The 26772-nt window shown below is 61.9% G+C and carries 19 protein-coding genes; 7 read left to right on the forward strand and 12 right to left on the reverse strand.

The window, feature by feature from the left end:
• Nucleotides 1–51: 51 nt before the first annotated feature.
• A complete protein-coding gene (locus BBG20_RS15985; RefSeq protein WP_065905001.1) occupies nt 52–438 on the reverse strand; it encodes a TIGR03067 domain-containing protein in 387 nt (128 codons plus the stop codon).
• A 398-nt stretch (nt 439–836) separates the two neighbouring features.
• On the opposite strand from BBG20_RS15985, the gene BBG20_RS15990 reads away from it, so the two are divergent.
• Both BBG20_RS15990 and lpxO read left to right on the forward strand, forming a co-directional pair.
• A complete protein-coding gene (locus BBG20_RS15990) occupies nt 837–2153 on the forward strand; it encodes a Wzz/FepE/Etk N-terminal domain-containing protein (protein ID WP_083221406.1) in 1317 nt (438 codons plus the stop codon).
• Between the two features lie 264 nt (nt 2154–2417).
• Nucleotides 2418–3317: a lipid A hydroxylase LpxO gene (lpxO, locus tag BBG20_RS15995; protein WP_065905003.1), complete on the forward strand. Its 900-nt coding sequence runs from the start codon at nt 2418–2420 to the stop codon at nt 3315–3317.
• 19 nt (nt 3318–3336) lie between these two features.
• Here lpxO and ligD read toward each other — a convergent pair whose 3' ends face one another.
• Together ligD and ku are read right to left on the reverse strand one after the other, a co-directional pair.
• A complete protein-coding gene (gene ligD / locus BBG20_RS16000; protein WP_065905005.1) occupies nt 3337–5841 on the reverse strand; it encodes a DNA ligase D in 2505 nt (834 codons plus the stop codon).
• A 24-nt stretch (nt 5842–5865) separates the two neighbouring features.
• A complete protein-coding gene (gene ku, locus BBG20_RS16005; RefSeq protein ID WP_065905007.1) occupies nt 5866–6705 on the reverse strand; it encodes a non-homologous end joining protein Ku in 840 nt (279 codons plus the stop codon).
• A gap of 184 nt (nt 6706–6889) precedes the next feature.
• Here ku and BBG20_RS16010 point away from each other — a divergent pair, with 184 nt between their 5' ends.
• Together BBG20_RS16010 and BBG20_RS16015 are read left to right on the forward strand one after the other, a co-directional pair.
• On the forward strand, nt 6890–7204 hold the full coding sequence (locus tag BBG20_RS16010) for a hypothetical protein (RefSeq protein ID WP_065905009.1): 315 nt from the start codon (nt 6890–6892) through the stop codon (nt 7202–7204).
• Nucleotides 7205–7215: 11 nt separating this feature from the next.
• Nucleotides 7216–8373, forward strand: coding sequence for a PQQ-dependent sugar dehydrogenase (locus BBG20_RS16015; RefSeq protein WP_065905011.1), 1158 nt, complete (start codon nt 7216–7218; stop codon nt 8371–8373).
• A 64-nt stretch (nt 8374–8437) separates the two neighbouring features.
• Here BBG20_RS16015 and BBG20_RS16020 read toward each other — a convergent pair whose 3' ends face one another.
• Both BBG20_RS16020 and BBG20_RS16025 read right to left on the reverse strand, forming a co-directional pair.
• Nucleotides 8438–8917, reverse strand: coding sequence for a nuclear transport factor 2 family protein (locus BBG20_RS16020; protein ID WP_065905013.1), 480 nt, complete (start codon nt 8915–8917; stop codon nt 8438–8440).
• Between the two features lie 48 nt (nt 8918–8965).
• Entirely contained in the window at nt 8966–9529 is a 564-nt protein-coding gene (locus tag BBG20_RS16025) for a TetR/AcrR family transcriptional regulator (protein ID WP_065905015.1), read from the reverse strand.
• A 125-nt stretch (nt 9530–9654) separates the two neighbouring features.
• Between BBG20_RS16025 and pssA the strand changes: the two genes are divergently transcribed.
• Together pssA and BBG20_RS16035 are read left to right on the forward strand one after the other, a co-directional pair.
• Nucleotides 9655–10998: a CDP-diacylglycerol--serine O-phosphatidyltransferase gene (pssA, locus tag BBG20_RS16030; RefSeq protein WP_065905017.1), complete on the forward strand. Its 1344-nt coding sequence runs from the start codon at nt 9655–9657 to the stop codon at nt 10996–10998.
• A gap of 209 nt (nt 10999–11207) precedes the next feature.
• Nucleotides 11208–14732 (forward strand): hypothetical protein, encoded by a 3525-nt coding sequence (locus tag BBG20_RS16035; RefSeq protein WP_141697291.1) that lies wholly within the window; start codon nt 11208–11210, stop codon nt 14730–14732.
• Nucleotides 14733–14777: 45 nt separating this feature from the next.
• On the opposite strand, the gene efeO (BBG20_RS16040) is transcribed toward BBG20_RS16035, so the two are convergent.
• From efeO (BBG20_RS16040) to efeU, 4 genes are read right to left on the reverse strand one after another with little or no spacing between them, the layout of a single operon-like run.
• Nucleotides 14778–15596 (reverse strand): iron uptake system protein EfeO, encoded by an 819-nt coding sequence (gene efeO, locus BBG20_RS16040; RefSeq protein ID WP_065905021.1) that lies wholly within the window; start codon nt 15594–15596, stop codon nt 14778–14780.
• A gap of 26 nt (nt 15597–15622) precedes the next feature.
• Nucleotides 15623–16927, reverse strand: a complete 1305-nt coding sequence (efeB, locus tag BBG20_RS16045; RefSeq protein ID WP_065905147.1) for an iron uptake transporter deferrochelatase/peroxidase subunit — start codon at nt 16925–16927, stop codon at nt 15623–15625.
• Nucleotides 16928–16941: 14 nt separating this feature from the next.
• A complete protein-coding gene (efeO, locus tag BBG20_RS16050) occupies nt 16942–18144 on the reverse strand; it encodes an iron uptake system protein EfeO (protein ID WP_065905023.1) in 1203 nt (400 codons plus the stop codon).
• 10 nt (nt 18145–18154) lie between these two features.
• Complete coding sequence (gene efeU, locus BBG20_RS16055; protein WP_065905025.1) at nt 18155–19000, reverse strand: iron uptake transporter permease EfeU; 846 nt, start codon at nt 18998–19000, stop codon at nt 18155–18157.
• A gap of 168 nt (nt 19001–19168) precedes the next feature.
• Here efeU and BBG20_RS16060 point away from each other — a divergent pair, with 168 nt between their 5' ends.
• A complete protein-coding gene (locus BBG20_RS16060) occupies nt 19169–20185 on the forward strand; it encodes an AraC family transcriptional regulator (RefSeq protein ID WP_065905151.1) in 1017 nt (338 codons plus the stop codon).
• A gap of 180 nt (nt 20186–20365) precedes the next feature.
• Here the strand turns inward: BBG20_RS16060 and BBG20_RS16065 are convergent, their stop codons facing one another.
• Genes BBG20_RS16065 through mexE form a run of 3 tightly spaced genes read right to left on the reverse strand, consistent with a single transcriptional unit; the run spans nt 20366 to nt 26214 of the window.
• On the reverse strand, nt 20366–21781 hold the full coding sequence (locus BBG20_RS16065) for an efflux transporter outer membrane subunit (RefSeq protein ID WP_065905026.1): 1416 nt from the start codon (nt 21779–21781) through the stop codon (nt 20366–20368).
• Nucleotides 21778–24957, reverse strand: a complete 3180-nt coding sequence (locus BBG20_RS16070; RefSeq protein ID WP_065905030.1) for an efflux RND transporter permease subunit — start codon at nt 24955–24957, stop codon at nt 21778–21780. Before BBG20_RS16070 ends, BBG20_RS16065 begins: the two co-directional genes overlap by 4 nt.
• 15 nt (nt 24958–24972) lie before the next feature.
• Nucleotides 24973–26214, reverse strand: coding sequence for a multidrug efflux RND transporter periplasmic adaptor subunit MexE (mexE, locus tag BBG20_RS16075; RefSeq protein ID WP_065905152.1), 1242 nt, complete (start codon nt 26212–26214; stop codon nt 24973–24975).
• Between the last annotated feature and the right edge of the window lie 558 nt (nt 26215–26772).

The following is a 26772-nucleotide window of genomic DNA, read 5'->3' on the forward strand; positions in this document are numbered from 1 at the left end:
CGCAAGTGAACGCTTTGTGAAAATGCTGTCGCAAGTTCGGATGAACCGGGGTCAAGTACGGCGTACGAAAGTGCGCATGGTTTGACCTGGGCCAGTACTGAACGAGAGGGGCCTGGGCATACTTTCATCTGCGGCAATAAACACAAACTCATACCCTTCGAGGCGATAACTGGCGGGCAATTGTTTGCCGGCATCCTCTCCTATGGAGTCCACCCAGGTAATGCTCTTGGGAACCGTGGTGCTGTCCAGGGAAAACCGTCCAGCCAGCAACACCTCGCCACTGACGGTCTTCACTTCGAAGTGCTCGCCGGTAATCGTGGTGATTGCGCCTGGAGCGGTGTGGGCGTCGGGGGGATTGAGCACGCCGTTGTCTTCGAGTGAGGTCTGCTCCCAGGCACCTTGCAGGGCTAGAAAATCCGGGTCTGAAATGGATGACATACAAATTCCTTTTTGCTGAAGGACCAATCGCTGGTCGTTAGGGACAATGTGGCAGGTTTGCGTACCAGAAGCTTAACCGCGTGTAGGAATTGTCTTATTTTTCAGGTTTAAATGTAATTTTTCCTTTCCCGACAGGCAATTAGCGTTACTTTGCCTGGCCGCCGGGTAACGTCTCGTAACGGACCGTCTATGCTCCGGGTGTCTGCCAGTCATGACACCCGGGTAACTGATATGAAACGTCACGCCGTCAGGTGTGAAGGTTCAATCAATTGGGTGGTCCCTCTGCCGGCAGAGGGCCATGTGTATCGTGTGCCCGGACGTTGCCCCCTGTTTATTCAGTCGTTATCCAGGTTTGATTTTTTGGGCACTGGATTTCAACTCATCAGGGTGTATGAATCTTGAATAACACTCCCCAGCTTCATCAACATTTACCGTCGGACGAGATTGATCTATTTGAACTGTTTCACGCGATCTGGAAGCAAAAGAAACGGGTCATCGGTTGCACGATTCTGGCGGGCCTTCTGGGAGTAGGCTACGCGTTTCTGGCACCGAGGGTTTACCAGGTGAGCAGTGTGCTTCGGCCTGCAGCGATCAATGAATTGGATGCCCTGAATCGCTCTGACGTCTACCGGCTGCCGCCCGCCGAGGCATTGGCCAAGGTGGGCATGCAATTGGACTCTTACGAGGCCCGCCTGGGTTTTTTCCGGGCTAACCCGGCACTGTTCGAAGCGTTCCAGCGTCCAGGGCGAAGCCTGGAGCAGAGCTTTGAAGCGTTCAATCGCAATGCCATCAACCTGATGTTGCCGGATCCGAAAAAATCCGAACCCCTCAACAGTTCGATCCGGGTGGAGATGCAGTACCCCACGGGCATTGACGGCGTGGCGATTCTCAACGGATTCGTCGACTACGCGATTGCGCAGGAGCGCAGCCAGGTGGGCGCGGATTTCAAGGTCATCGTCAACAACCGTCTCAATGAGCTCAAGGGCAAAATTGACGCGGCGCGGAGCAATTACGAAACCGCCAAGGCGGCGAAAATCGCCAGGCTTTTGGAGGACGATAAGGTCAAGCGCGCGCGACTGCAGGACGAACTCAGCGCCTTGCACTTGCAACTGAAGATGGAGCGTACCAGCCACCTGGCGGAACTCGACGAGGCGATCTCGATTGCCAGGGCTGTCGGCATCCGGACTCCCACTGCGCCCTCGGCCATGGGCGCTGATGCTTCCGGTAGATCCAGCCAAGTCATGCGCACCGTGGTGACCAACCAGAAGCTGCCGCTGTATTTCATGGGTACGGAAGTCCTGGAAGCTGAGCGCAAGGCACTGCAACGGCGTACCAACGATGATTTCACCAACAGTCGTGTCGCCGAGATCAGCAAGGAACTGCGCATGCTTGATGTGAATCGTGAGGTCGAGGTGCTCAACGATCGCAAGAATGAGGACATATTCCTGCAGAACGTGGAGCCCTTGTGGGCAGAAGAGGCCCGGCTGCGCAGCCTCAACATCGACATGAGTACGTTGAAATTGGTGACGGTGGACCGCCAGGCCCAGGAACCGCTGAACCCGATAAAACCCAAGGGCGCGTTGATTATCGCCCTTAGCGTGGGGGCCGGGCTGCTGCTGGGTATATTGCTGGCATTGATTACCCACTTCGCGCAGGTGCGACGTGAAAACGGGCCTTTTTCGGTGACCGCCGATCGCCGTCTCCCGCTGCGCTAGCGCGGGCCAGACACCTCGCGGGCGGGCTGTAAAGCCTGCCCGCCGAGGTCGTCGCCCATCACATTCACAAGACAGCTTTTCACAATTCTTAGTTAACTTTTGGTTACAACTTGTGGCTAAATAACTGCCAATGGCCACGAACCAGGTTGTCAACCAGGCTTGGTGCCGATTGTGTGAATTGTGATTTCAGGTGCTGCTATCCATCCTCGGCCGTTGTGGGCGCGCAGGAGCAGCCTGTTCTCTTCTGACTTGTGACGAAATCCCTTGAAACTCATCATTGTTGTTCTCTACGTTGCCTCCATCGCGTATGTACACCTGCGCGGTCGAGTGCGGCACAAGCTGGGCCGTCAGCTCAGCGATCACTCGACCTTCCTTGCACCGATCAACTGCTTTCTCTACCTCTTCTCCAAGCTGCCCAGCCGACCGTACCTGTCGCCGAGTGATTTTCCCGACCTGAGCCCGTTGCAGGAGCACTGGGAGGAAATCCGCCAGGAAGGCCAGAACCTGATGCGGGCCGGCGAAATCAAGCGTTCCGACCAATACAACGACGTCGGCTTCAACTCGTTTTTCAAGTCTGGCTGGAAGCGTTTCTACCTGAAGTGGTATGGCGACAGCCACCCGTCGGCGATGAAGCTGTGCCCGCGCACCACCGAACTGGTGCAGAGCATCGGCTCGATCAAGGCGGCCATGTTCGCCGAGCTGCCACCAGGCTCGAAACTGGTGCGTCACCGTGATCCGTATGCCGGGTCGTACCGCTACCACCTGGGCCTGGAGACGCCGAACGATCCTGGCTGCTACATCAATGTGGATGGCGAGAATTACTACTGGCGCGATGGCGAGCCGGTGATGTTTGACGAGACCTACATTCACTACGCCGAAAACACCACGCAGCAGAACCGCATCATCCTGTTCTGCGACATCGAGCGGCCAATGAAATACCGCTGGGCCGCCGCCTTCAATCGCTGGTTCAGCCGTAACGTGATGGCCGCCGCCGGCTCGCCCAACGACGATGGGGACAAGACCGGCGGGCTGAACCGTGCGTTTACGCGCCTGTACAAGATCCGCCTGCGCGGCAAGGAACTGAAAAAGCGCAACCGTACGCGCTACTACCTGGAAAAGTGGGCGATCTTCGCTGCACTGGCGTTGATCTTCGTGCTGATCTGACACCGGGCAAGGGCACGACTCACTCCGGTGGTGTCGCGCCCAGCTTGTCCCACATCTTGCGGGTGATCTTCTGCCGATTGGCATAGCCCGCCCACGGGTCACTCTTCAGGCTATTCAAGCGTTCCTGCAGGTTGGCCACCGTCCATTGCTGAGCACCGCGCAACCCCTTCAACTCCTCGCGACTCACCGGTACCGATACCGGCAGGCCCGGGCGTGCCCGCACGGAATAGGCCGCCACCGTACTGGCGCCTCGCGCGTTGCGCAGGTAATCGATAAAGATTTTGCCGACACGATTCTTTGGCCCGGAGGTGGCGGTGAAACGCTCTGGCAGTTGAGCGGTCATGAACTGCGCGACAGCCTTGGCGAAGGCTTTCACCGTGTCCCAGCCATCGCGCCGCGCCAGCGGGACGATCAGGTGCAAGCCCTTGCCGCCGCTGGTCTTGACGAAGGCCTCCAGGCCCAGTTCGTCAAGCACCGACAGGGTCAGCTGCGCCGCTTCCAGCATGGTTTTCCACGGCAGTGCGGGGTCCGGGTCGAGGTCCAGCACAAACAGGTCCGGCGTCTCGATCTTGTCCGTGGTGGCGCCCCAGGTATGCAGCTCGATGGTGCCCATTTGCACGGCCCCGAGCAGCGCGCGAGGGCTGTCGATTTCCATCAGGCGGGCGTGGCCTGGGTCCAGTGACGGGTCAAGTTGCTTGATGTTGGGAATGGCCAGGCGCTCCGAGTGCTTCTGGAAGAACTGCTCGCCGTCGACGCCTTCGGGTGCCCTCAGCAATGAGACGGGCCGGTGGCGCAGGAAGGGCAGGACCCACTCGCTGATGCTCTGGTAAAACGCGGCCAGCTGCTGCTTTTGCGTGCCGCTTTGGGTGTCGATGATCCGCTCGGGGTGCGTAATGTTCACCCCGTCGCTGGTTTTTTTGGCACTTGAGGCCTTGGGGGCTTTCAGCGATTTCGCCGTGCGCGGCTGCTCATGGATGATCTGTGCGGCGGGCTTGTCGCTGCGCATCCCGACAAACGCAGCCTGGCGTACCACGCCTTCGCGGGTCCACTCGGCAAATTGCACCTCGCCGACCAGTGTGGGCTCCACCCAGTGCACGCCACGCGCCTGGGCACTGGTCAGGGGGTTTGCCAATGGGGAGGCCTTGCGTTCCAGGGGCGTGAGCTGGGCGTAGATGGTTTTCAACGCAGCCTGGTCAAAGCCGGTGCCGACCCGCCCGGCATAGACCAGGCCGCTGTCATCATTGACGGCCAGCAGCAGGGCGCCAAAGCCGCTGCGCGAACCCTGGGGCCGGGTGTAGCCGACGATCACGAACTCCTGGCGCAGCCGGCACTTGAGCTTGATCCAGTCGGCATTGCGGCTGGAGCTATAAGGGCTGCCCGCACGTTTGCCGATCACGCCCTCCAGGGCCAGGTCGCAGGCGCTCTCGAAAATATCGCGCTGGTTGGCGGCGAACGCTTCGGAGAAACGCAGCAGTTTGCTGCGGCTGCCGGACAACGCAGTCTTGAGGGCGGCCCGGCGCTGCTCCACCGGCGCCTCGCGCTGGTCCGCGCCGTTGAGGAATGGCGCATCGAACAGGTAGTAGACGATGTCCAGGCTGCGGCCGACATCAAAGGCGTTCTGCAACGCCTGGAAGTCCGGCAGGCCGTCGCCATTCAGGCTTACCATTTCGCCGTCGAGCCAGCTGTCCTTGAGCTTGAGTGCTTGCAAGGCCTTGGCCTGGCGCGGCAGGCGCTCGGTCCAGTCGTGGCCGTTGCGTGTGAACAAGCGCACCTCGCCATCGCGGATGCGCGCCAGCATGCGGTAGCCATCGAACTTGATTTCATACCGCCAGTCGCCTTCGGGGGCGCGGTCGACCAATGTCGCCAGCTGCGGGGAAAATTGCTCGGGGAGGGCGGTTGCAGCCTTCTTCGGCTTGGCTTTGGCCTTGAGTTTGGGTTTTGCGGTTGGCTTGGGCGCGCCTAGCGATGCGTCGCTGAGTACGCTGTCAGGCTCGGCCGCAACGATGTCGTACTCGGCGGCGGGGCGCGCCTGCGGGTCTTTTTCCTTGATCAGCAGCCATTGTTCTTTGTCGCCGCTGCCCTTGAGGCGTGTACGCACCAGCGTCCAGTCGCCCGAGAGTTTTTCACCGACCAGGGTGAATTTGAGCTTGCCGGCGGCGTAGGCCTTGCGCGGCTCGTCATGCGGTTGCCACACGCCGCGATCCCATACGATGACATCGCCGGCCCCATACTGGCCGGCGGGGATGCTGCCCTCGAAGCTGCCGTAGCCGAGCGGGTGATCTTCAACGTGCACCGCCAGGCGTTTCTGGCTCGGGTCCAGGCTCGGGCCCTTGGGGACCGCCCAACTCAGCAGCACACCGTCCAGTTCCAGGCGAAAGTCATAGTGCAGGTTGCGCGCGGCATGTTTCTGGATCACGAAGCTCAGCGCCGAGGCCTTGCGTTTGCCGGTCGGCGTGCTGCCTGACGGTTCAGCGGTGATTTCAAAATCGCGCTTGCGGTTGTATTCGCTCAAAGGCTTTGCCATGGCGTGCTCCAGCGTATGGCAGGCTCAAGAAGCCTTTTTGGTGGATTTTTTCGCGGCCGGCTTTTTCGCCGCCGGTTTGCCGGCCAGGCTGCGCTTGAGCAATTCCGTCAGGTCGATCACGTCGGCAGACTTGCGCTCCTCGCTGCCTTCCTGGGATTCCACATCTTCGATCTTGCCGGCCTTGGCCTTCTTCGCCACCAGTGCCATGATTTTTTCCTGGAAGCTGTCGCGGTATTCCTCGGGCTGCCAGTCGGCGCTCATGTCTTCCACCAGGCGCTTGGCCATGTCCAGCTCGCCCTTGGCCAGGTTGGGCTTGGTCACGTCGCTGCCGAGTTCGAGTTCATCCAGGCTGCGCACTTCGGCGGGCCAACGCAGCATCACCAGGACCAGCGCCGACTCCAGGGGCATCAGCGCGGCCAGGTGCTGCTTGGTGTGCAGCACCACATTGGCCAGGGCGACCTTGCGGGTTTTCTTCAGGGTTTCGCGCAGCAGGGCGTAGACCTTGCCGCCGCGTTTGTCCGGGGCCAGGAAGTAGGGCGTATCGATGTTCTGCAGGGGGATCTGGTCGCTGTCGACGAAGGCGATGATTTCGATGGTCTGGGTCGACTTGGGGTGGGCCGAGCGGATCTCGTCCTCACTGAGCACCACATAGCGGCCTTTCTCGAAGGCCACCCCTTTGACGATATTCTCCTTGGTGACTTCCTTGCCCGTGGTCTTGTTGATGCGCTTGTAGCCGACCGGGTCCATGCTGCGCTTGTCCAGCCAGTCGAAATCCACACCTTGGGAGGAAGTGGCCGAGACCAGTGACACCGGGATGTGTACCAAGCCGAAGCTGATGGCACCTTTCCAGATAGAGCGTGGCATACGTACGATTCCTTAAGCAGGGGCTGTGTTCTGGTGACTCGAAGGTCGCGGGAAAAGTTTCCCCCGCCAGATACGCGGACAGATCGTGTTACACCTGATGAGAAAGTATTTAGTGTCGAAAGCCGAACCCAAGGCGTAGCGTGTTATCGAAAGCACGTAACCCTCGCCCCAGAGAGGCTTTGTCATGAACAGCTGTGTGCGTCACCTTGCAGTGCTGGCGTTGGGCCTGGCACTGCTGCCGTTGGCCCAGGCGCAAAGCCTGCCCGGCTCAAGCGACTCCAATAACAGCCCGATTCACCGGGCCAACCCCAACAGCATGCAGGGCACCCAGCCCACTGCGCCGTTGACCCGGGGTATCCAGACCGGCCCGACCCAGCGCACCCCGACCCTGGAAAACGGTGGCATCGGCAATCGCTATCCCCAACGCAACGCCGCGCCGAGCCGTCCGGCCACCGAAACCAAAGCCCCCACCTATGATGCCAACGGCAATCGCCGGTAAGGACTCTGCTTATGTTTGTACGTAAAACCCTGTTAGCCGCGCTGTGCGCAACCACTTTGCTGCCACTGGCCGCCGTGTATGCGGCCGATGCCCAGCAGTTTCCCAGCGAACAAGGCAGCATCACCGCCACCCCTATCGCCAAGGGCCTCGACCATCCGTGGGCGGTGGCATTTCTGCCGGATAAGCAAGGCTTCCTGGTCACCGAACGGCCAGGCCACCTGCGCTTTGTCAGCCCGGACGGCAAGCTGTCGGCACCCTTGACGGGCGTGCCGCAGGTGTGGGCCAAGGGGCAGGGCGGCTTGCTCGATGTGGTGCTATCGCCGGACTTCAAGCAGGATCGACTGGTCTATCTTTCGTACGCTGAAGGCGGCGGCAAGGACGGTAAAGCCGGCACTGCTGTCGGCCGTGGCCGCCTGGCGCCAGACCTCAGCGGCTTGACCGATTTCAAAGTGATCCTGCGCCAGGAGCCGAAGCTCTCCACCGGCAACCATTTCGGTTCGCGCCTGGCGTTTGACCGCGATGGCTACCTGTTCGTGACCCTGGGTGAAAACAACGATCGACCGACCGCCCAGGACCTCGACAAACTGCAGGGCAAGGTCGTGCGCATCTACCCGGACGGCCGCGTGCCGGATGACAACCCCTTTGTCGGCCAAGCCGGGGTACGCCCTGAAATCTGGTCCTACGGCCAGCGCAACCCTCAGGGCCTGGCGCTCAACCCGTGGAGCGGCACGATCTGGGAAAACGAGCACGGGCCGCGCGGCGGGGATGAAATCAATATCATCGAGCGCGGCAAGAACTACGGCTGGCCGCTGGCAACCCACGGCATCAATTACTCGCTGACACCGATCCCCGAGGCCCAGGGCAAGGCCGTGGAAGGCACCGTGCCGCCGCATCACGTCTGGGAAAAATCACCGGGCATCAGCGGCATGGCGTTCTATGATGCCGATCGCTTCAAGCCATGGCAGCACAACGTGTTTATTGGCGCACTGGTCAGCCAGGAGTTGATCCGGCTGCAGTTCGATGGCGACAAGGTGATCCACGAAGAGCGTTTGCTCGGCGACTTGAAGGCGCGGATTCGTGACGTTCGGCAGGGGCCGGATGGCTACCTGTATGTGCTCACGGATGAAGATAACGGCGTGTTGTATCGGGTGGGTCTGAACCAGGACTGACGGGCACTGCAAATACCAATGTGGAAGCGGGTTTGCCCGCTCCCACAGGTGGGCAGCGTCGAGCCTACAACCCAAGTTCCGACAACCCCGGATACTCATCCGGGCGCCGGCCCAGCGGCCAGTGGAACTTGCGCTCGCTTGCCTTGATCGGCAGGTCGTTGATGCAGGCAAAACGGTTGGCCATCAGGCCGTTTTCGTCGAATTCCCAGTTCTCGTTGCCGTACGAACGGTACCAGTTGCCCGAGTCGTCATGCCATTCATAGGCATAGCGCACGGCGATGCGGTTATCAGTAAAGGCCCACAGTTCCTTGATCAGCCGATACTCCAGCTCCTTGGCCCATTTGCGCGTGAGAAAAGCCTGGGCTTCCTCGCGGTTGTGCACGAACTCGGCGCGGTTACGCCACTGGGTGTCCGGCGTGTAGGCCAGCGACACGCGTTGCGGGTCCCGGGAGTTCCAGCCGTCTTCAGCCAGGCGCACCTTTTCGATGGCCGAGGCATGGGTGAACGGTGGCAACGGTGGGCGTGATTCTGCGGCAGAAGACATGGTGGCAGCTCCTTGGACGGATTGATCGAAAGTGGCGGACCTGGGGGATTAAAGCCCGAGTAACGTTCGCGCCATGCAGCGCGCGTTATCGGCAGCCGTTGAATCGCCCATGACCAATGCCACGGTAATGGCGCCATCGATCAGGATCAGCAAGTGCGCGGCCTGCCGTTCGGGGTCGGGGGTGCCATGTGCTTCACACAGTTCAAGTACGTACTCGAACAGTTTCTGTTTGTGCGCTTTGGCCAGCAGGCGGACCGGATCTTGCGGGTCGCCGGTTTCGCCACTGGTATTGATAAAGGCGCAACCGCGAAAGTCCGCCGAGCCGAACCAGGTTTCAAGCGCGCTGAACACGGCCAGCAGGCGTTCGCCGCTGCCCTCGGTACGTTCCACTTCAGTGCGCAACCAGTGCATCCAACGCTCATCGCGGCGGTGCAGGGCGGCGATGACCAGTTCATCTTTATTGGCGAAGTAACGGTAAATACTCTTGCGCGAGACCCCGGCGGTTTTCACCAGCAAGTCCATGCCCGTGGCGGCGATGCCATGGCGATAGATCAACTTCTCGGTGACGTCGAGGATAATGTCGCGGGTATCATTGCGCAGTGAGTCGTTCATGTGACGGACAGTAGAACGATCGTTCTTCTTGGTCAATTAAATTTTTTCCATCGGCGACGACGAGACCTGAGCACCCCCATGGTGTAAGCTCGGGGCCTCTTCGGATTCGACCCATTGCGAGCCTTATGCCGTCGTTCTTCAAACGCTCCCTGTTGCCCAAACTGCGCGGTTTTCCTCTCTCTCCCGACGCTATCGACGTGCTGTCCGGCGCGGACGCCTTCCGCCGCTGCCTGCTGGAACAGATCCCCCGGGCCACCCGGCGTATCTACATCGTCGCGCTGTATTTGCAGCAGGACGAAGCGGGGCAGGAAATCTACGACGCCCTGCACGCCGCCAAGGCGGCGCGGCCGGAATTGGACATCGTGGTGGTGGTCGACTGGCTGCGCGCGCAGCGCGGGCTGATCGGCGCCGGCAAACAACCGGGCAACAGCGCCTGGTACCAGGCCATGACCCAAAGCCACAGCAGCGAAGTACCGGTGTACGGCGTGCCGGTGCAAACCCGCGAACTGTTCGGTGTGTTGCACCTCAAGGGCTTTGTGATCGACGACAGCGTGCTGTACAGCGGCGCCAGCCTCAACAACGTGTACCTGCACAAGTTCGACAAGTACCGCTTCGACCGTTACCACCTGATCCACAGCCAACCGCTGGCCGACTCCATGCAACATCTGGTGGAGCATGGCTTGGTGGCGTCCAAGGCCGTGCATCGCCTGGACCTGCCGAACCCGCCGACGACGCGCAGCCTGCGCAACGACATCGGCGACCTGCGCAGCCGTCTCAAACACGCGGCCTACGACACCACGGCGGGGCAATTGCCCAATGGCCACCTGTCTGTCAGCCCGCTGTTGGGGGTGGGCAAGAACAACCCACTGAACCGGGTGATTCTCGAGCTGATCGCCAGCGCCCAGCATCAACTGACCATCTGCACGCCTTACTTCAACCTGCCTTTGCCGGTCACCCGGGAAATCAACCGTGCGCTGGCGCGCGGGGTCAAGGTCGACATTATCGTGGGCGACAAGACCGCCAACGATTTCTACATTCCGCCGAGCGAGCCATTCAAGGTGATCTCGGCCCTGCCTTACCTGTATGAAATCAGCCTGCGCCGTTTCGCCAAGCGCCATCAGCCGATGATCGACAGCGGCCAATTGAACCTGCACCTGTGGCGAGACGGCGATAACACCTACCACCTCAAGGGCATGTGGATCGACCAGCGCTACACCTTGCTCACCGGCAACAACCTCAACCCACGGGCCTTCCGTCTCGACCTGGAAAACGCCTTGCTGCTCGACGACCCGCAAGGCCAGTGGCTCGGCCCACGGCGGACAGAGTTGGCGCAGATTTTCCAGCACACCTCGCGGATCGAGCGTTATCAAGATCTGCAGACACTGGTGGATTACCCGGAAGCGGTGGGCAAGTTTTTGCGTCGCGTCAGCCGCGTGCGGATCGAGCGGTTGTTGTACCGAATCCTGTAGGCCCGCGCTGAAATCATCAGCAATGCACGGGTAAAGGGCATCGGATAGCGCTTACAGTCAGCTAGCGCGTAACTTCCCTACAGTGGCTCTCACCGTTCACGGATGGGCGGACCTGGTCCTTATGGCCGTATCCGAGAGAGCCCTGTCCTATGCTGATGTCGCTGAGCAATCCTTTTCCCATTCCTCACGCTGCGCTGCCTCCGAGCGCAGTGACTGCTGCACCTGAGCCCGCCTGGGCTCAACCCTCCAGCCCTCGCCGGCGGCGCGCCGCTGTCGCGCAGCCGCCCGTACCCGATGACAAGTGGACGCGATTACCCGCCCAGGATCGCGGCCGTGCCGCCGCTGCCGACGCCCAGTTGGCTGAGCGCATCGCTGCCGCTGAAATCAGCGGCCACACCTTGGTCGAGGTGCCGCCGGACAGCCGCCCGGGCCCTGCGCTGCGCGTGTACCAGCAGTTGCTCAACCGCCCACTGTTGCAGCAGTGGATGGTCGAGCAGCGCCTTGAACCGGCAACCCTGACGTTCCACCGTGACCATGTCGAGGGTTATGCCGACCATGAGGGCGTGCGCAGCGCAGTCCGCTTCAGCCTGACCGACAACTCCGGTTGGAACGAGGTTTCGCGCACCTTGCGGCCGCTTCGCGAACTGCTCGACCCTACCGACCAGGGGCTGCCTTTTATCGGGCAAGACGACGCGCTATGGCTGCCGCACCCATTGGTCAGCCACGTCAACGCAGGTGCCCTTGAGCAGACATGGCAGGTGATCGGCGAACTGGAGGAGCGCGATGACCTGGCCGATCGCCTTGAAGCCGAGCTTGAGCATCTGCCGCCGGCAGCGCGCACGGACTGGTCGAGCCATGCCAGCGAAGTCGCACCGGCCTCGGCCTTGCCGCGGAACAGCGAGGCTGCCATGCAGCGCTTACAGCAGTTCGTCGCGCGCGCAGACATGACCCGCCTGCTTGAGCGCGAAGGTGTCGCCTGGCCGGACGCGCTGTTTCGAGTGTCTGAGGGCCGCCTGGAATGCCTGAGCCCGGTCGGCGGCTGGTTGGACTTGACCCACCACATCGATGCAGAGCGCGCATTGGGCGAGGAACTCAAGGCGCTGACCGCACTCAGCGTGCCGTTGGGTAATAGCGTGTATTCGACGCCCCGTCAGGATATTCGCCAACTGCTGGATCTGAAGGGGCTGGGCTCGCCGCGCAGCGTGGAAGAAACCCGCAATGTGATTGCCTGGCTACGCACTTCTTTGCCGACGCCGCCACCCCTGGGGGACTACGGCGCCTTGCTCACGCAGCCATGGACGCCCGGCGCCCTGACCGAGCAGGACCGACAAAATGTGAGTGCGATGGCCGGTTCCCGCCTGGGCGGCGCGCAGTTTCGTGCACTGTCGAATGTCACGCTGCAAGCGCTGCAGGCGGATCCGCAGGGCCACCTGGACAGGCTGCTCGACAGCCCGGACGCCTTGGCATTCGCCGAACAGCTGGCCAGCGCGCTGCAATGGCCGGTCGGCCCAGGCGGTGCCGTGGCGTTGCCCAAGGTGTTGCGCCAACAGTTGGTGATTGCCGCGATCAAGCTGCAGGTCGACCCCGTTATGCCCGGCAAGCCTGGCGAGGTCGGCGGTTATTCGATCTACCAGCCCTCGAACATGGGCCGCAGTTTCAGCGCCGTGCGCCGTGATATCGAGCTTCATCTGCAGCACAAAGGTCTGGACCCCAAGCTGGCGGTCGTGGCGACCCAGCTCTGCCTGGCCCAGGCAGCGCCGGAAATGCTGGTGCACGATGTGCCGGAATCGGTGCACCTCGGCACCCCGGCCTGGATGGAGTTGCGCCTGGGCTGCGCACTGGCCGATCACCACGCGCCGGGGACATCGAGAAGGATGAACGAGCAACAGGTCAGTGCCCTGACCACGCTCGCGCCCACCAGCGACGGGCAGGCCACGCTGATGCAACTCAATGCGCTGAAGATCCTCACGGACTGGGGGGTGTTGAACGGCAGCGTCAGGCAGCGCAGTGACGGTGAATACTCGCAGGCGGATATCGAGGACGCCGCGCGGGCATTTTTCAAACAGCGGGAAGAGGCCGCCAGCGCCTTCACGCGTGCGAGCGCGCCGCTGCCGACGCGTAGGGCCCTGGCCGTCAAGGAGCTGCTGCGTGTGTTTCCTGGCACCACCCCGGCCGAGCTGGAAAACATCAGTGTGCAACTGGCCAGCGCCGAGGACCGGCGCAACCTGCCGATCTCGGAGCCGCGCACCCGCTCGTTGGTCGAAACCTACATGACGGGCGACCTCACGCCGGGCAAATGGGTGCTCGGCGAAGACATGCCCGCATCGCCGCCTGCGACCAGGACACCTTACCAGCCCGCCAGCACACCGCAGATTCCCGAAGCGGCGCGCACCCGGCTCGACACGCTTATTCGTCGCCTGCCTGAACTCGACGGGGCGTTGAAGACTTCAATCGGCCAGCATCAGGATCAGCTTCAGCAGGCCTATGCCATCAAGCTCAAGCTGATGCTGGCCGAATTGCCGCTGGATGATCGAAGGTTGCTGGAACTGGGCAAGGTCGAGCTGTTCACCTTGCGTGCCGAAACCGGTGTGACCGAACACAGCGAAACCGCAGCGCTGAAACTCGCGCGCAGGGCGCGACAAGGCACCTTGATGCGTGTGGAGCATGGACCCGAGGTGGTGTATTTCGAGCTGTTCGCCCAGGGCAAGATCATCAAGCGCACGGATTTGCCCAAGACCATCGAGCTGGATGGCGTCATTCGTCATGAGCGCTATCCATCTCCGCGTGGCTTTGTGTATTTGCCGGTGGTGCGCGGTACGCGGATGCCTCTCGATCTCGAGGCCTATGCCGGCGGCGCTCCGACGGGACCCAATGTGAAGCCCTCGACGGTCATCGTGGAGCGGTTGGGACCTCAGTTTCCTGCGCGCGAATTGCCCGCCAACCATACGGCGCAATCCTACGTGCCGGACACTTATGCCTCACGAAAGACGCAAAGCATTGCCGACAGGATCGCCCAGGACAATTTTTACCAATCCACCGAGTCGATGTTGCAACGCGCAAGCGAGCCGCTGCCACTGGAGCGACGCCGTGAAGAGCGGGCCCGCGAGCATGCATTTCTGTTGGGGTTCGTACCCTTCGTGGGCGCGTATCAGGAGTTCAAGCAAGGCAATATCGGTGCCGGCCTGGCTAACCTCGCGCTGGATGTTGTCGGCGTGGCCATTGGTGCGGGCGGGCAAGCGCGTGGGCTGATCCGCTCGGCCAAGGCCCTGGTGCCGAGCCGGCTGGGCACGCGGTTCAAGCCTGCTGCTGTAACGTTGGCGCCGTTAAAGTCTGCAGCAAGCTTCAGCGACCGTGCGTTCGACTTCGTCCGGCAGTCCGCTTTGTTCAGCAGTGCGGCGCTGAATCCGTTGGATGGTTACCCGCAGTTGATCAATGCCGCGATCAAGGGGGTGGTGAAGTTGCCGGTATTGCTGGCCGGGGGCGCGTTGAAGTGGGGCAAGGTGATGCCGCATATGGTCACGGCCGAGGAGAAGCTGCGCGCCTATTTACTCATCGCTGCCGGGCAGGCGAGCAGTACTGAGGCATCTGGCGGCATGCCGACAGCGGGAAGGGCTGGGCGCTATGAAGCGGTGGACGTGCACGCGGCACCCTACAATGGTCGCTGGTATGCGATTGACCCGCGCAGTGGCAAACCTTTCGGCACACCACTGAACGGGTTCCAGCCGGCCCGTTGAGCCGCCGACCTCCCGCGCCCGGCGCGGGAGGTCAGGTGCGCCTGATCAGTTCAGGCCCAGCTTGCCGCGCAGGGTCGACAGGTCTTCGGCCAGGGTGTTGACCGGGCCAACCAGCGCCTTGCGATCGTTTTCCTTGACCTTGTCGTAGGTTTCAAAGCCGCCGTCCTTGGTCTTGTACTTGGCCAGGATCTTGTCCACGGTGGCGAAGTTCTTGTCGACCTTGGCCAGGAACGCCTTGTCCTGCTTCTCGATCTGGCCACGGAACAGGTCGACGATTTTCTTCGCGCCGTCGATGTTGCCCTGGAAGTCGTAGAGGTCGGTGTGGCTGTAGCGGTCTTCTTCGCCGGAGATCTTGGTCGCGGCGACTTCTTCCAGCAGCGCTGCGGCGCCGCCGACGACTTTTTCCGGTGGGAAGGTCAGGCCATCGACGCGGGTCTTGAGGTCATTGACGTCGGTGTTGAGCTTGGCGGTCAGCGTCTCCAGGCCCTTGGTGGTGTTCTGCGAGAACAGCACGTACTCGATGCGGTGGAAACCGGTGAAGTCTTCGGCCGTCACGCCTTTCTCGTGGTCGTCGACACGGGAGTCGATCGAGGCATCCAGGTCACTGAACAGCTCGGCGATCGGCTCGATGGACTCATAATGCACACGGGTCGGTGCGTAGAGCTTCTTGGCGGTGGCCAGGTCGCCCTTGTTGATGGCGTCGGTGAACGCCTGGGTCTGGGTCACCAGCTCGCCGATTTCTTCGGTGACGTAGATCTTGTAGTCCGAAACCGGACCTACCAGGTCCAACGGCGCCGTGGCGGCGAAGGCTGCCAGCGGCGAGAGGGGCATAAACAACGACAACGCGAGGGTCGACTTCTTCATGGGACGGTTTCCGCTCTGGGTTTGTTTTAGGTGTTGGCAGTGGTTTGAGGATGCGTTGCAGCGAGCAGCGTGCGCCCAATGAAATCCTTGGGCCCGGTGACGCCTGGCAAGGTGAAGAAATACCCGCCGCCGACCGGCTTGAGGTACTCCTCCAGGGGCTCGCCGTTGAGCCGGGTTTGCACACTGATAAAACCTTTCTCCAGATCAGCCTGGTAGCAGATGAACAGCAGCCCCATGTCCAGCTGACCGTTTTTATTCACGCCGTTGGAGTAGTTGAACGGCCGACGCAGGATCAGGTTGGCCTGAGTCTGCGGGGTGCGCGGGTTGGCCAGGCGGATGTGGGCATCGAGCTTGGTCAACTTGCCTTCGGGGTCCTTGCTGTAGTCCGGCACCTGGGTTTCCTGATGGCCGTCCATGGGCGCGCCCGTGGTCTTGACGCGGCCGATGATGCTTTCCTGCTCCTGCAGCGGCGTGCGGTCCCAGCGTTCGACGAAGTTGCGGATGATGCGCACGGCCTGGTAGCTGCCATTCACGGCCCAGGCGGGTTCGTCGCTGCCGGGCTGCACCCAGACGATCTGGTTCATCGCCGTGTCGTCGTTGGAGTTCGGGTTGGCCGAACCGTCACGGAAACCGAGGAAATTGCGCGCGCTCTGCGCCGGCTCTCCGGGTTTGCTCGGTGCCTGGGGCGGCGCGCTGCCTTCTTGCTTCCAGCGCACCAGCAGCAGGTCGGGCAGGTTCTTCACGATGTCGCGCAGGGCGTGGATATTGGTGTCCGGAGTGTTGGAGCTGAACTGCAGGCTCAGGTCGCCATGGCACTGCGCCGGTTCCAGCGCATCGTTGGGGAAACCGACCATGCGGCTCAGGCGCTTGGGTTTGGCGGCGGTGAGGCCAAAGCGCTCATCGAACAGCGATTCGCCAACGGACACGGTGATGGTCAGGTTGTCCGGGGTGACCACCGGGCCGAGAATCCCGGAATCGGTGGGCGGCAACTTCGGATCGACTTGCGGCACAGTGCCGCCGGTCATCAGGAAGCTGATGCGCTCGTTCAAGGTGCGGAACAGGCGCTCCAGGTCCTCGCGGTCGCTGGCCAATACATCGAATGCCACCAGCATCCCGCAGGCCGGGCGCGGGGTGACGATGCCGCTCTGGTGCTTGCCGAAATAATCGTGGTGGTCCTGGGTCTTGTCACTGCGCGGTGCGGTGGTGACTTGCTCGGCGGCGGCCGCCATGGCCGGGCAGGTCAGGGTACTGCCGGCAATCGCGGCGCCGGTCGCGGCCATGCCCAGCAGGACACGGCGGCGCTGTGCGGAAAATTGTTCTGAATCACTCATGGGTACGGTCGTCTTCACTGCAGGCCGGAGAGGCCAAGGGCTGGGTCAATTCCATCGAGTGCAGCGGCCAGAGCCTTGGCCTTGTCGGCGATCTGCTTGCGCTGATCGGCGGTGACGCTGTCATACGTCGCGTAGCTTTTGTCGACCTTGAAGCCTTGCAACTCGGCATCGAGGGCGGCGAGGGCGCTGTCGACTTTCGGCAGCAGGTCAGCGGCGGATTTGGTCAATAGCGGACGCATCAGCTCGACCACTTTGTGCGCGGCTTCGAGGTTGGCGGCAAAGCCATTCAAGTCGATATGGCTGTAGCGCTCTTCCTCACCGCTGAGGGCGCGCACGTCGGCGAGGCTGTTGAGGTTGCGCACCACGATGCCCACCAGTTGCTCCGGCGGCAGCGACTGGGCCAGCAACTGCTGCTTGAGGGTGGTGACGTCGGTCAGCAGGCGCTGCGCAACCGGGGCCAGGCCCTCGACGGTGCGTTGCTGGAACAGGCTGTATTCGAGGCGGTGGAAGCCGCTGAAGGCCGGGTCCTGTTCACGCTTTTCGAAGTAATCGGCACGCGCGTTGATGGCGTTGTCTAACTCGGCCAGGCGCTGTGACGCCGGCGCCAACCGTTGATAAGCCTCGCGGGCCGGCACATACAGGGCCTGCGCCTGGGCCAGGTCACCGGCGTCGATTGCCTGCTGCAGGGCGGTCACCGCCTTGACCAGCGCGCTGCCCTGGCTGCTCAGGTACACGCGAAACTCCGACAGCGGGCCGATAAACGCCACCATCGACGGCTTGGCCTTGGCCTGGGCATCGGACTCCGCCGTTGGCGTCACATGCAAGGTGCCGCGCGGGTTGCTCAGCAAGCCGCAGGTAATCGCGTAATCGCCGGGCAACAGGTTGGCGTTGATCACCTGGCTCAGGCCCGGCGCAATGTTTTCGCGCTCTTCGACCACCAGCACGCCGTCGAGTATTTCCCATTCCACCGCCCGGTCCGAGCGGTTGATGATGCGAAAGCTCGCACGGCCAGCCGGTACGGTCAGCTCGTTGGGCTCGCAGGCGTGGCCATGAATGGTCACGGCGATTTCATTGTGGTTGGCCTGGCGCTTGCTGGCGGCCAGCTGCGAGGCGTAATAGAACAGGCCGCCGGCGGCGATCATCACGACCACCGAGCCCGCCACGGCCCAGCGCAAGGCGCGGGGTGGCGAAGCCGGTTGAGGAGTTGGGTTGGACAAGAGACGGTCCTTAATGGCTGGAAACGGAAGAGGTGGTGGCGGCAGGCTTGGCCGGTGCCGCAGGCAGGAAGAACATCACCAGGGCCACCACCAGGTAAATCAGGTAGGCGCCCAGCGTGCTGATGGTCGGTGCTTCCTGATAGCCGAACATCCCGGCCAGCACCGAGCCCAGCGGGCTGTCCATCGGCAACACGGCGCTGAAATCGAACAAGACGGTCTGCCAGTGGTTCCACACGCCGGCTTCGTGCAGGGCCTGCACCGAGTTGGCCAGGATGCCGGCAGCCACTACCAGGATGAACAGGCCGGTCCAGCGGAAGAACGCGCCGAGGTTCAGGCGCATGCTGCCGGAGTAGATCAGGAAACCGACGACAATCGCCAGGATCAGGCCGAGCAGGGCGCCAATCGGAGCGTCCGGGCCTTCGCTCTGCTGGAACACCGCCAGCAGGAAAAACACGGTTTCCAGGCCTTCACGGGCCACGGCAAAAAACACCATCAGGATCAGCGCCGTGACCTGGTGCCTGGAGCCGGCCAGCGCGTGGTCGAGAGATTCATGCAGGGCGTGCTTGATCGAGCGCGCGACCTTGCGCATCCAGAACACCATGGAGCTGAGAATGCCCACGGCGACCAGGCCGACGATGCCTTCGAACAATTCCTGCTGTTTTTGCGGGAATTCGGCGCTGACCAGTTCCAGGCCGCCGCCCACCAGCAACGCGAGCGCGGCGGCGAGGAAGACGCCGATCCAGACGGCGGGCATCCACTGGCCGCGGCCGGTCTGTTGCAGGTAACTGGCGATGATGCCGACGATCAGCGCGGCTTCAATGCCTTCGCGCAGCATGATGAGAAAAGGAACAAGCATTCGGCACCGCATCATAACTAGATAGGAGGCTAAGTTGTAACATAATGATACTCATTACTAAACAAGGAATATTGACGTTTGCTGAACAGCGGCTAAACGGTGGTGGCGAAGCGCAACCGCCCTTATGATGCAGGCCATCTTGTGCGCGATCGGATTGCCCAACCCCCCATGTCGGAAAAAGACACCATTTCCATCCACCTCGTGCGCGAAGCCTTGTTGCAGAGCTGCGCGCCGGGTGCGGCCAGCGTTGAAGTGCTGAACAAAGTCGGCATCGACCCGGCACTGCTTGACCAGCCCGCTGCACGGGTGTCGGCCACCACCTACGCACGTTTGTGGCGCCTGCTCGCGCGTCGCCTGGACGATGAGTTCTTCGGCATGGACCCACGCAAGCTCAAATCCGGCAGCCTGGCGTTCCTGTGTCGCGCAGCCATGGCGCAAACGAGCCTCGACGCCAGCCTGGAAACCGGCCTGGGGTTTTTATCCTTGATGTTCGAGCAACTGCCCGCCCAGTTGGTGCGCCAGCAAAGCCTGGCCGAGATCGTGCTGTTGGAGCCTGAGGTCGAGCCCAAGCGGGCGTTTACCTACTTCACCTACTGGATGATCGTCCATGGCGTGGCCTGTTGGCTGGCGGGGCGACGGATACCGATTCTGGCGATTGAACTGCGCTGCCCCCGGCCGGTTTTTTGCGATGACTACCAGGTGATGTTTTCCGACAACCTACGGTTTGATCGGCCACGCACCCGCATGATTTTCTCCGCCGACTGCCTGGACCTGCCAATCAAGCGCAGCGCAGAGGAACTCAAACGCTTCCTGGCCCATGCGCCGGCCAACATCCTGGTCAAATACCGCGACCCCGACAGCCTGGCCAACCGCATCAAGCACGACCTGCGCCGAATGCCCCCCGACACCTGGCCGGAAACCGAGGGCCTCGCTACCAGCCTGTGTATCTCTGCATCAACCCTGCGCCGGCGCCTGGCGGAAGAGGGGCAGACCTACCAAGGCCTCAAGGACAGCGTGCGCAAAGAGCTGGCGATTGTCTGGCTGGCGGAACCGCAGATCAGCTTCGCGCAGATTGCCGAGCGGTTGGGGTTTGCCGATACCAGTTCGTTTTATAAGGCGTTTCGTAAATGGAGCGGATCGAATCCGGGGCATTATCGGAGTTTGATTTTGAATGAGGCTACGTAAGGCATCAGCTTTGCGCTGACGCTTGGAAGGGTGGAATTCGTGCGCCACGTTTCAACAGTCAGCCCAGGACGATTCAAACCTTCAACATTCCAGGACCCTCCAAACAAAAAAAGCCCCGTGACCGAATGGACCACGGGGCTAAAAATTGGCTGGATGCGACCAACCAAAGGAGCGCTTGAATTACTTGGCGGTTGCTACCACCGTATCCGGCTGCCAGCCACCACCCAACGCCTTGTAGATCGCCACGATGCCGCGATACAGGTCTACTTCGGCCTGGGCCTGGGAGTCTTCGGCGGCCAGGCGTTCACGTTGTGCGTCGAGCAGCACCAGGAAGTCCACGGTGCCTTCGCGGTAGCGGATTGCCGCGAGATCGGCGGCGGCGCGGCTGGATTCGCTTTGACGGATCAGCGAGACCAGGCGTTGCTGGCGTTTGCCGTAGTCGCTGAAGGCGTTTTCGGACTCTTCCAGTGCGAGCAGGACTTGCTGCTCGTAGGTCGCCAGCGCGCCATCGGCCTGTGCATCGGCACCGCGCAAACGTGCGCGCACGCTGCCCAGGTCAAATGCGGCCCAGGTGATGCTCGGGCCAAGGGCCCAGGCGTTGGCGGCCGATGAGCCGATCTGCGAACCCCGCCCGGCGGTAAAGCCGAGGAAGCCGCTGAGGCTGACCCGTGGGAACAGGTCGGCCTTGGCCACGCCGATACGCGCGGTGGCGGCGGCCAGTTTGCGTTCGGCGCTGAGGACGTCCGGGCGCCGTTGCAGCAGTTGCCCCGGGTCGCCGATCGGCAACGCCTTGGCAATCGCCGGCAGGTCTTTGGGGCTCAAGTCGACGGTCAGCTTGTCGGGGCGCTGGCCGAGGAGGGTGGCGATGCGGTTGCGCTCGCGCACTTGTTCGGCCTGCAGTTGCGGCACGCTGGCTTCCACCGCCGCGAGGCGTGCGTCGGCACGCTCGACGTCGAGTTGGTCGCCGACCCCGGCATCGCGCAGGCTCACGGTGATGGTGCGCGAATCCTGCTGGTTCTTCAGGTTGTCCAGGGCAATGCGTTCACGCAATTGTGCGCCGCGCAGTTGACCATAGGCGTCCACCAGTTCGGCAATCATGGTGACTTGCAGTTGGTACAGGTCGGCTTCGGCAGCCTGCTGGTCGGCGTCGGTGGCTTCCAGGTTGCGCTGGATGCGACCGAACAGGTCCAGTTCCCAGGCCATGTCCAGGCCCAGGTCGTAACGCTCGCTGTTGACGCGCTTGGTGGTCTGGCCAGGGATCTGCCCTTTGCCCAGGTCACTGCTGGCGCGGCTGGTAATTACCGGCATGGCGTCGTTGCTGGCGTCATCGCGAATCGCACGGGCAGCACGCAGGCGGGCAAAGGCGACGCGCAGGTCACGGTTACCTTGCAGCGACTGAGTCACCAACTGGTTGAGGGTCGGGTCTTCGAATTGCTGCCACCAGATGCCTTCGAACTTGGCGTGGTCGTAGTTCTTGGCGTCCACGGCGGCGGTGATATTGGCCGCCTCCGGGGTCTGGGTCTTGTAGTCCGGGCCCACGGCACAGGCGGCAAGCGCCAGTACCAGGAGGCTCGGCAGGAATATTTTCACGCTCATTGCTGTGTCTCCAGCTTCAAGGCCTTGGCCGCTTTGCGCGCGTCCTGGCGCTCCACATAACGTCGGATCAGTACGTAGAACACTGGCGTCAGCAACAGACCGAAGAAGGTCACCCCGATCATCCCGGAGAACACCGCCACACCCATGGCATGACGCATCTCGGCACCGGCACCGCTGGACAACACCAGGGGCACTACACCCATGATGAAGGCGAACGAGGTCATCAGGATCGGCCGCAGACGCAGACGGCACGCTTCGAGTACCGCCGCCAGTGGGTCGAGACCCTCGGCCTGTTTATCCTTGGCAAACTCGACGATCAGAATCGCGTTCTTACACGCCAGGCCCACCAGTACGATCAGGCCGATCTGGGTGAAGATGTTGTTGTCGCCGCCCGAGATAATCACCCCGGTGATGGCCGACAGCAGCGTCATCGGTACGATCAGGATCACCGCCAACGGCAGGCTCCAGCTTTCGTATTGGGCGGCCAGTACCAGGAACGCCAGCAGTACGCAGAGCGGGAACACGAACAGCGCGGTGTTGCCCGAGAGGATTTGCTGATACGTCAGGTCGGTCCACTCGTAGGTCATGCCGTTGGGCAGTTCATCCTTCAACAGTTTCTCAATCGCCGCCTGGGCCTGGCCGGAGCTGTAGCCCGGTGCGGCGTTGCCGTTGATTTCTGCGGTGATGAAGCCGTTGTAGTGCATCACGCGGTCCGGGCCCGAGGTGTCGCTGACCTTGATAAAGGTCGCCAGCGGGATCATCTCGCCTTTGTTGTTACGCACTTTCAGCTGGCCGATCTGGTCTTCATCCTGGCGGAACTGCTGCTCAGCCTGCACGTTGACCTGGTAAGTACGGCCGAAGCGGTTGAAGTCGTTGGCATACAACGAACCCAGGTAGATCTGCAGGGTGTCGAAGATGTCGCTGATCGCCACGCCGTGGGTCTTGGCCTTTTCACGGTCGATGGCAGCATCGACCTGCGGCACGTTGACCGTGTAGCTGGTGAACAGGCCGAACAAGTCAGGTACGCCACGGCTCTTGGTGATGATGTTCTGCACTTCTTTGTACAGCTCGTCATAACCCAGGTTGCCACGGTCTTCGACCTGCAGGCGGAAGCCGCCAATCGTCCCCAGGCCCTGTACCGGCGGCGGCGGGAAGATCGCCATGTAGGCTTCCTCGATACTGCTGTACTTGCCGTTCAGTGCACCGGCAATCGCACCTGCGGACAGGCTCGGGTCTTTACGCTCCTCGAATGGCTTCAAGGTCACGAACACGATGCCGTTATTCGGGCTGTTGGTGAAACCGTTGATCGACAGGCCGGGGAAGGCGATAGCGCTTTCCACGCCGGGCTGTTTCATGGCGATGTCAGACATGCGCTTGATCACGTCTTCGGTGCGGTCCAGGCTCGCGGCGTCCGGCAATTGCGCGAAGGCCACCAGGTATTGCTTGTCCTGGGCCGGGACGAAACCGGTCGGCGTGTGGGCGAAGCCCAACCAGGTCAGCACCATCAGGCCGGCGTACAGGAACAGCGCAATGCCGCTGCCGCGAATCACCCGGCGTACGGTGCCGACGTAACCATGGCTGGCTTTGTCGAAGAAGCGGTTGAACGGTTTGAACAACCAGCCGCCGAGCAACTTGTCGAGGAACTTGGAGAAGCGGTCCTTCGGTGCGTCGTGACCTTTAAGCAATACCGCTGCCAGCGCGGGCGACAGGGTCAGCGAGTTGAACGCCGAAATCACCGTCGAGATCGCAATGGTCAAGGCGAACTGCTTATAGAACTGTCCGGTCAAGCCGCTGATGAAGGCCGCTGGAACGAACACCGCACACAGTACCAACGCGGTGGCGATGATCGGGCCGGTCACTTCGCTCATGGCCTTTTCAGTGGCCGGGAATGGTTCGAGTCCCAATTCGATGTTCCGCTCGACGTTCTCCACCACCACGATGGCGTCGTCCACCACGATGCCGATGGCCAATACCAGGCCGAACAGTGACAGCGCGTTGAGTGAGAAGCCGAACAGGTGCATCACCGCAAACGTACCGATCAACGATACCGGCACCGCCACCAATGGAATGATCGAGGCGCGCCAGGTCTGCAGGAACAGGATCACCACCAGCACCACCAGGATCAGTGCTTCGAACAAGGTGTGGACCACTGCCTCGATGGAGCCGCGCACGAAGACGGTCGGGTCATAGGCGATGCGGTAATCCATGCCTTCCGGGAAGCTCTGCTTGAGCTCCGCCATCTTCGCCCGCACTTCATTGGAGATGTCGATGGCGTTGGAGCCAGGGCGCTGGAAGATCGGAATCGCCACGGCTGGCTGGTTATCGATCAACGAGCGCAGGGCGTATTGGCTGGAGCCTAACTCCACCCGCGCGATGTCTTTGAGGCGGGTGATTTCGCCGTTGGCACCGGCACGGATGACGATATTCTCGAACTCTTCCTCAGTGACCAGGCGGCCCTGGGTGTTGACCGAGAGTTGGAAGCTGGTGTCATTCGGTGCAGGCTGCGCGCCCAATGCACCGGCGGCCACCTGGCGGTTCTGTTCACGAATGGCCGTCACCACATCGGTGGCGGTCAGGTTGCGCGAGGCGGTCTTGTTCGGGTCCAGCCACACACGCAGGGAATAATCGCCCATGCCGAACAACTGCACATCGCCCACGCCGCCCAGGCGTGCCAACTCATCCTTGATATTGAGGATGGCGTAGTTGGACAGGTAGAGCATGTTGTAGCGTTGGTCCGGGGAGGTGATGTGCACCACCATGGTCAGGTCGGGAGAGGCCTTGTCCACGGTAATACCGATGCGCGTCACTTCCTCAGGCAGTTTCGGCTGGGTCCGCGTCACCCGGTTCTGTACCTGCACCTGCGCGTTGTCCAGGTCGGTGCCCAGGGCGAAGGTGATGGTCAGGGTCAGCTTGCCGTCGGCGGTCGACTGCGAGGACATGTACAGCATGTTCTCGACGCCGGTGATGGCTTGCTCGAGCGGAGCGGCCACGGTTTCACCGATGACTTTGGGGTTGGCGCCCGGGAAGTTGGCGCGCACCACCACGGTCGGCGGCACGACTTCGGGGTATTCGCTGATCGGCAATTGGAACAGCGAGATCGCGCCGGCGATCAGGATCAACAGCGAGAGCACCGCTGCGAAGATCGGCCGCGAAATGAAGAACTTGGAAAAATTCATCTTGAGTCGTATCCCTTAACCGCGTGGAGTCGCAACGGCTGCGAGCTTGGGCGCGGTTTTTTCCGGCGCCACTTGCTCCAGGTTGCTGGCTTCAAGCGCTTGTCGTTGTTGTGCCAAGGCCGCGAGGGTTTCCTTGCTGGCCATCGGGATGGTTTCCGGAGCGACCGGCGACCCAGGGCGCACGCGCTGCAGGCCCTTGACGATAATGGTGTCGTCCTTGTTCAGGCCGCTGCGTACGATGCGCAAACCTTCGATCTTCGGCCCCAGTTCCACCGAGCGATACGCCGGCTTGTCGCCGTCCATCACCAGCACGAACTTCTTGCCCAGGTCAGTGCCCACGGCCTCGTCGTTGATCAGCACGGCGGAGTAGGTGCCGCTGCCGACCAGTTTCAGGCGCGCATACAGGCCAGGGGTGTATTCGCCCTTGCTGTTGTCGAACACGGCGCGACCCCGGATGGTGCCGGTGGCCGGGTTGACCTGGTTGTCGACGAAGTTCATCTGGCCCAGGTGCGGGTTGCCGGTTTCGTTGGACAGGCCCAGGTAAACAGGGGTGGTAGCACCACGACGGCCTTGGCGAGCCAGCTCGGTGTACTTGAGGAATACGCGCTCATCGGCGTCGAAGTAGGCATAGACCTTGTCGGTGGAGACCACGCTGGTGAGCGCGGTGACGTCGGCGGTCACCAGGTTGCCGGCGGTGATTTCGGCACGGCTGACGCGGCCGCTGATCGGCGAGGTCACGCGGGTGAAGCTCAGGTTCAGCTTGGCCAGGTCCAACTGCGCCTGGATCCCGGCGACGGCGGCGCGCGATTCCTGGGCGGCGGTGGTGCGCGAGTCGGCCAGTTCGGCGGAGATCGCATTGCTCTGGCGCAGGCGTTCGCCGCGCTGGGCTTCATTGTCGCTGCGCGAGGCGGCGGCTTTGGTTTGTGCCAGCTGGGCTTCGAGGCGGCGCACTTCAGCCTGGAACGGGCGCGGGTCGATCTGGAACAGCAGGTCGCCTTTCTTCACCAGGGCGCCTTCGATGAAGGCCACCTGATCGATCTGGCCCGAGACGCGTGGACGAATCTGCACGGTTTCCGGTGCCTCCAGGCGACCGGTGAATTCGTCCCACTCGTTGACCGGTTGCTCCAGCACCTTCGCCACGCTGACTTTTGCAGCTGGCATGGCGGCCGCTTGTTCCGGGGTCTTGCCGCATGCGCTCATCACCACCACGGCCAAAATCGCCAGGGGAAAGCGCAAATGTTTGAGTGACTGTTCCATGAGGTGCATCCGCCAATGTATTTGAGATGGGCGGATCATGCGCGGCGCTGTGCTATGTCACGAATCGAATGAAGCAAAGGTAACTATCATTCGGAATGATATAAGCGCGAGATTAGCCCTCTAGCATGGGGGTTTCGTTAGGGGGCTATCAATGGGCTTGATGACAAAACACTATTGCGTGCGGTGCAACTCAGGATTTTCCGGGGGGTAGATTTCGGTGTTCCGTGCAGCGTGCGCATGGAAGCGCTAAAAATAAAGGCCCGTTCCTCGCGATGGTCTGCGCGGCCCTGGTGACAGTCGGCTGGGTGACGGTCGCTGATAGGCTCATGCAGTGTTATCTCGCGGTCTGGTTCAGGCAGAGTCACCCAGCGCGGGTTTTATCGACTGGGCTCGTAGCGTGAGTGAGTCACCGTGAGGTTTGATTCCAATTTTCCGACAGCGGAATGTTATCAATTGCTACCTGCCGGACTGTGCGAGGCGGTCATCCCCAGGCGCGCCTGTTGCCGCAATTAACTTGGGGGCGTCGTGCGTCATCGTGCGTCACCTGGGCGGTCAGTG

It is taken from the genome of Pseudomonas aylmerensis (genome assembly GCF_001702265.1).
GTDB classification, from domain to species: domain Bacteria; phylum Pseudomonadota; class Gammaproteobacteria; order Pseudomonadales; family Pseudomonadaceae; genus Aquipseudomonas; species Aquipseudomonas aylmerensis.

What these genes read in the sequence shown, in the direction of transcription:
- BBG20_RS16060 (WP_065905151.1), top strand. Translation starts at nt 19,169, where the DNA reads ATGTCGGAAAAAGACACCATTTCCATCCACCTCGTGCGCGAAGCCTTG.
- mexE (WP_065905152.1), bottom strand. Translation starts at nt 26,214, where the DNA reads ATGGAACAGTCACTCAAACATTTGCGCTTTCCCCTGGCGATTTTGGCC.
- efeO (WP_065905021.1), bottom strand. Translation starts at nt 15,596, where the DNA reads ATGAAGAAGTCGACCCTCGCGTTGTCGTTGTTTATGCCCCTCTCGCCG.
- efeU (WP_065905025.1), bottom strand. Translation starts at nt 19,000, where the DNA reads ATGCTTGTTCCTTTTCTCATCATGCTGCGCGAAGGCATTGAAGCCGCG.
- BBG20_RS16025 (WP_065905015.1), bottom strand. Translation starts at nt 9,529, where the DNA reads ATGAACGACTCACTGCGCAATGATACCCGCGACATTATCCTCGACGTC.
- BBG20_RS16010 (WP_065905009.1), top strand. Translation starts at nt 6,890, where the DNA reads ATGAACAGCTGTGTGCGTCACCTTGCAGTGCTGGCGTTGGGCCTGGCA.
- BBG20_RS16070 (WP_065905030.1), bottom strand. Translation starts at nt 24,957, where the DNA reads ATGAATTTTTCCAAGTTCTTCATTTCGCGGCCGATCTTCGCAGCGGTG.
- ligD (WP_065905005.1), bottom strand. Translation starts at nt 5,841, where the DNA reads ATGGCAAAGCCTTTGAGCGAATACAACCGCAAGCGCGATTTTGAAATC.
- efeB (WP_065905147.1), bottom strand. Translation starts at nt 16,927, where the DNA reads ATGAGTGATTCAGAACAATTTTCCGCACAGCGCCGCCGTGTCCTGCTG.
- BBG20_RS16065 (WP_065905026.1), bottom strand. Translation starts at nt 21,781, where the DNA reads ATGAGCGTGAAAATATTCCTGCCGAGCCTCCTGGTACTGGCGCTTGCC.
- pssA (WP_065905017.1), top strand. Translation starts at nt 9,655, where the DNA reads ATGCCGTCGTTCTTCAAACGCTCCCTGTTGCCCAAACTGCGCGGTTTT.
- BBG20_RS15985 (WP_065905001.1), bottom strand. Translation starts at nt 438, where the DNA reads ATGTCATCCATTTCAGACCCGGATTTTCTAGCCCTGCAAGGTGCCTGG.
- BBG20_RS16015 (WP_065905011.1), top strand. Translation starts at nt 7,216, where the DNA reads ATGTTTGTACGTAAAACCCTGTTAGCCGCGCTGTGCGCAACCACTTTG.
- ku (WP_065905007.1), bottom strand. Translation starts at nt 6,705, where the DNA reads ATGCCACGCTCTATCTGGAAAGGTGCCATCAGCTTCGGCTTGGTACAC.
- BBG20_RS16020 (WP_065905013.1), bottom strand. Translation starts at nt 8,917, where the DNA reads ATGTCTTCTGCCGCAGAATCACGCCCACCGTTGCCACCGTTCACCCAT.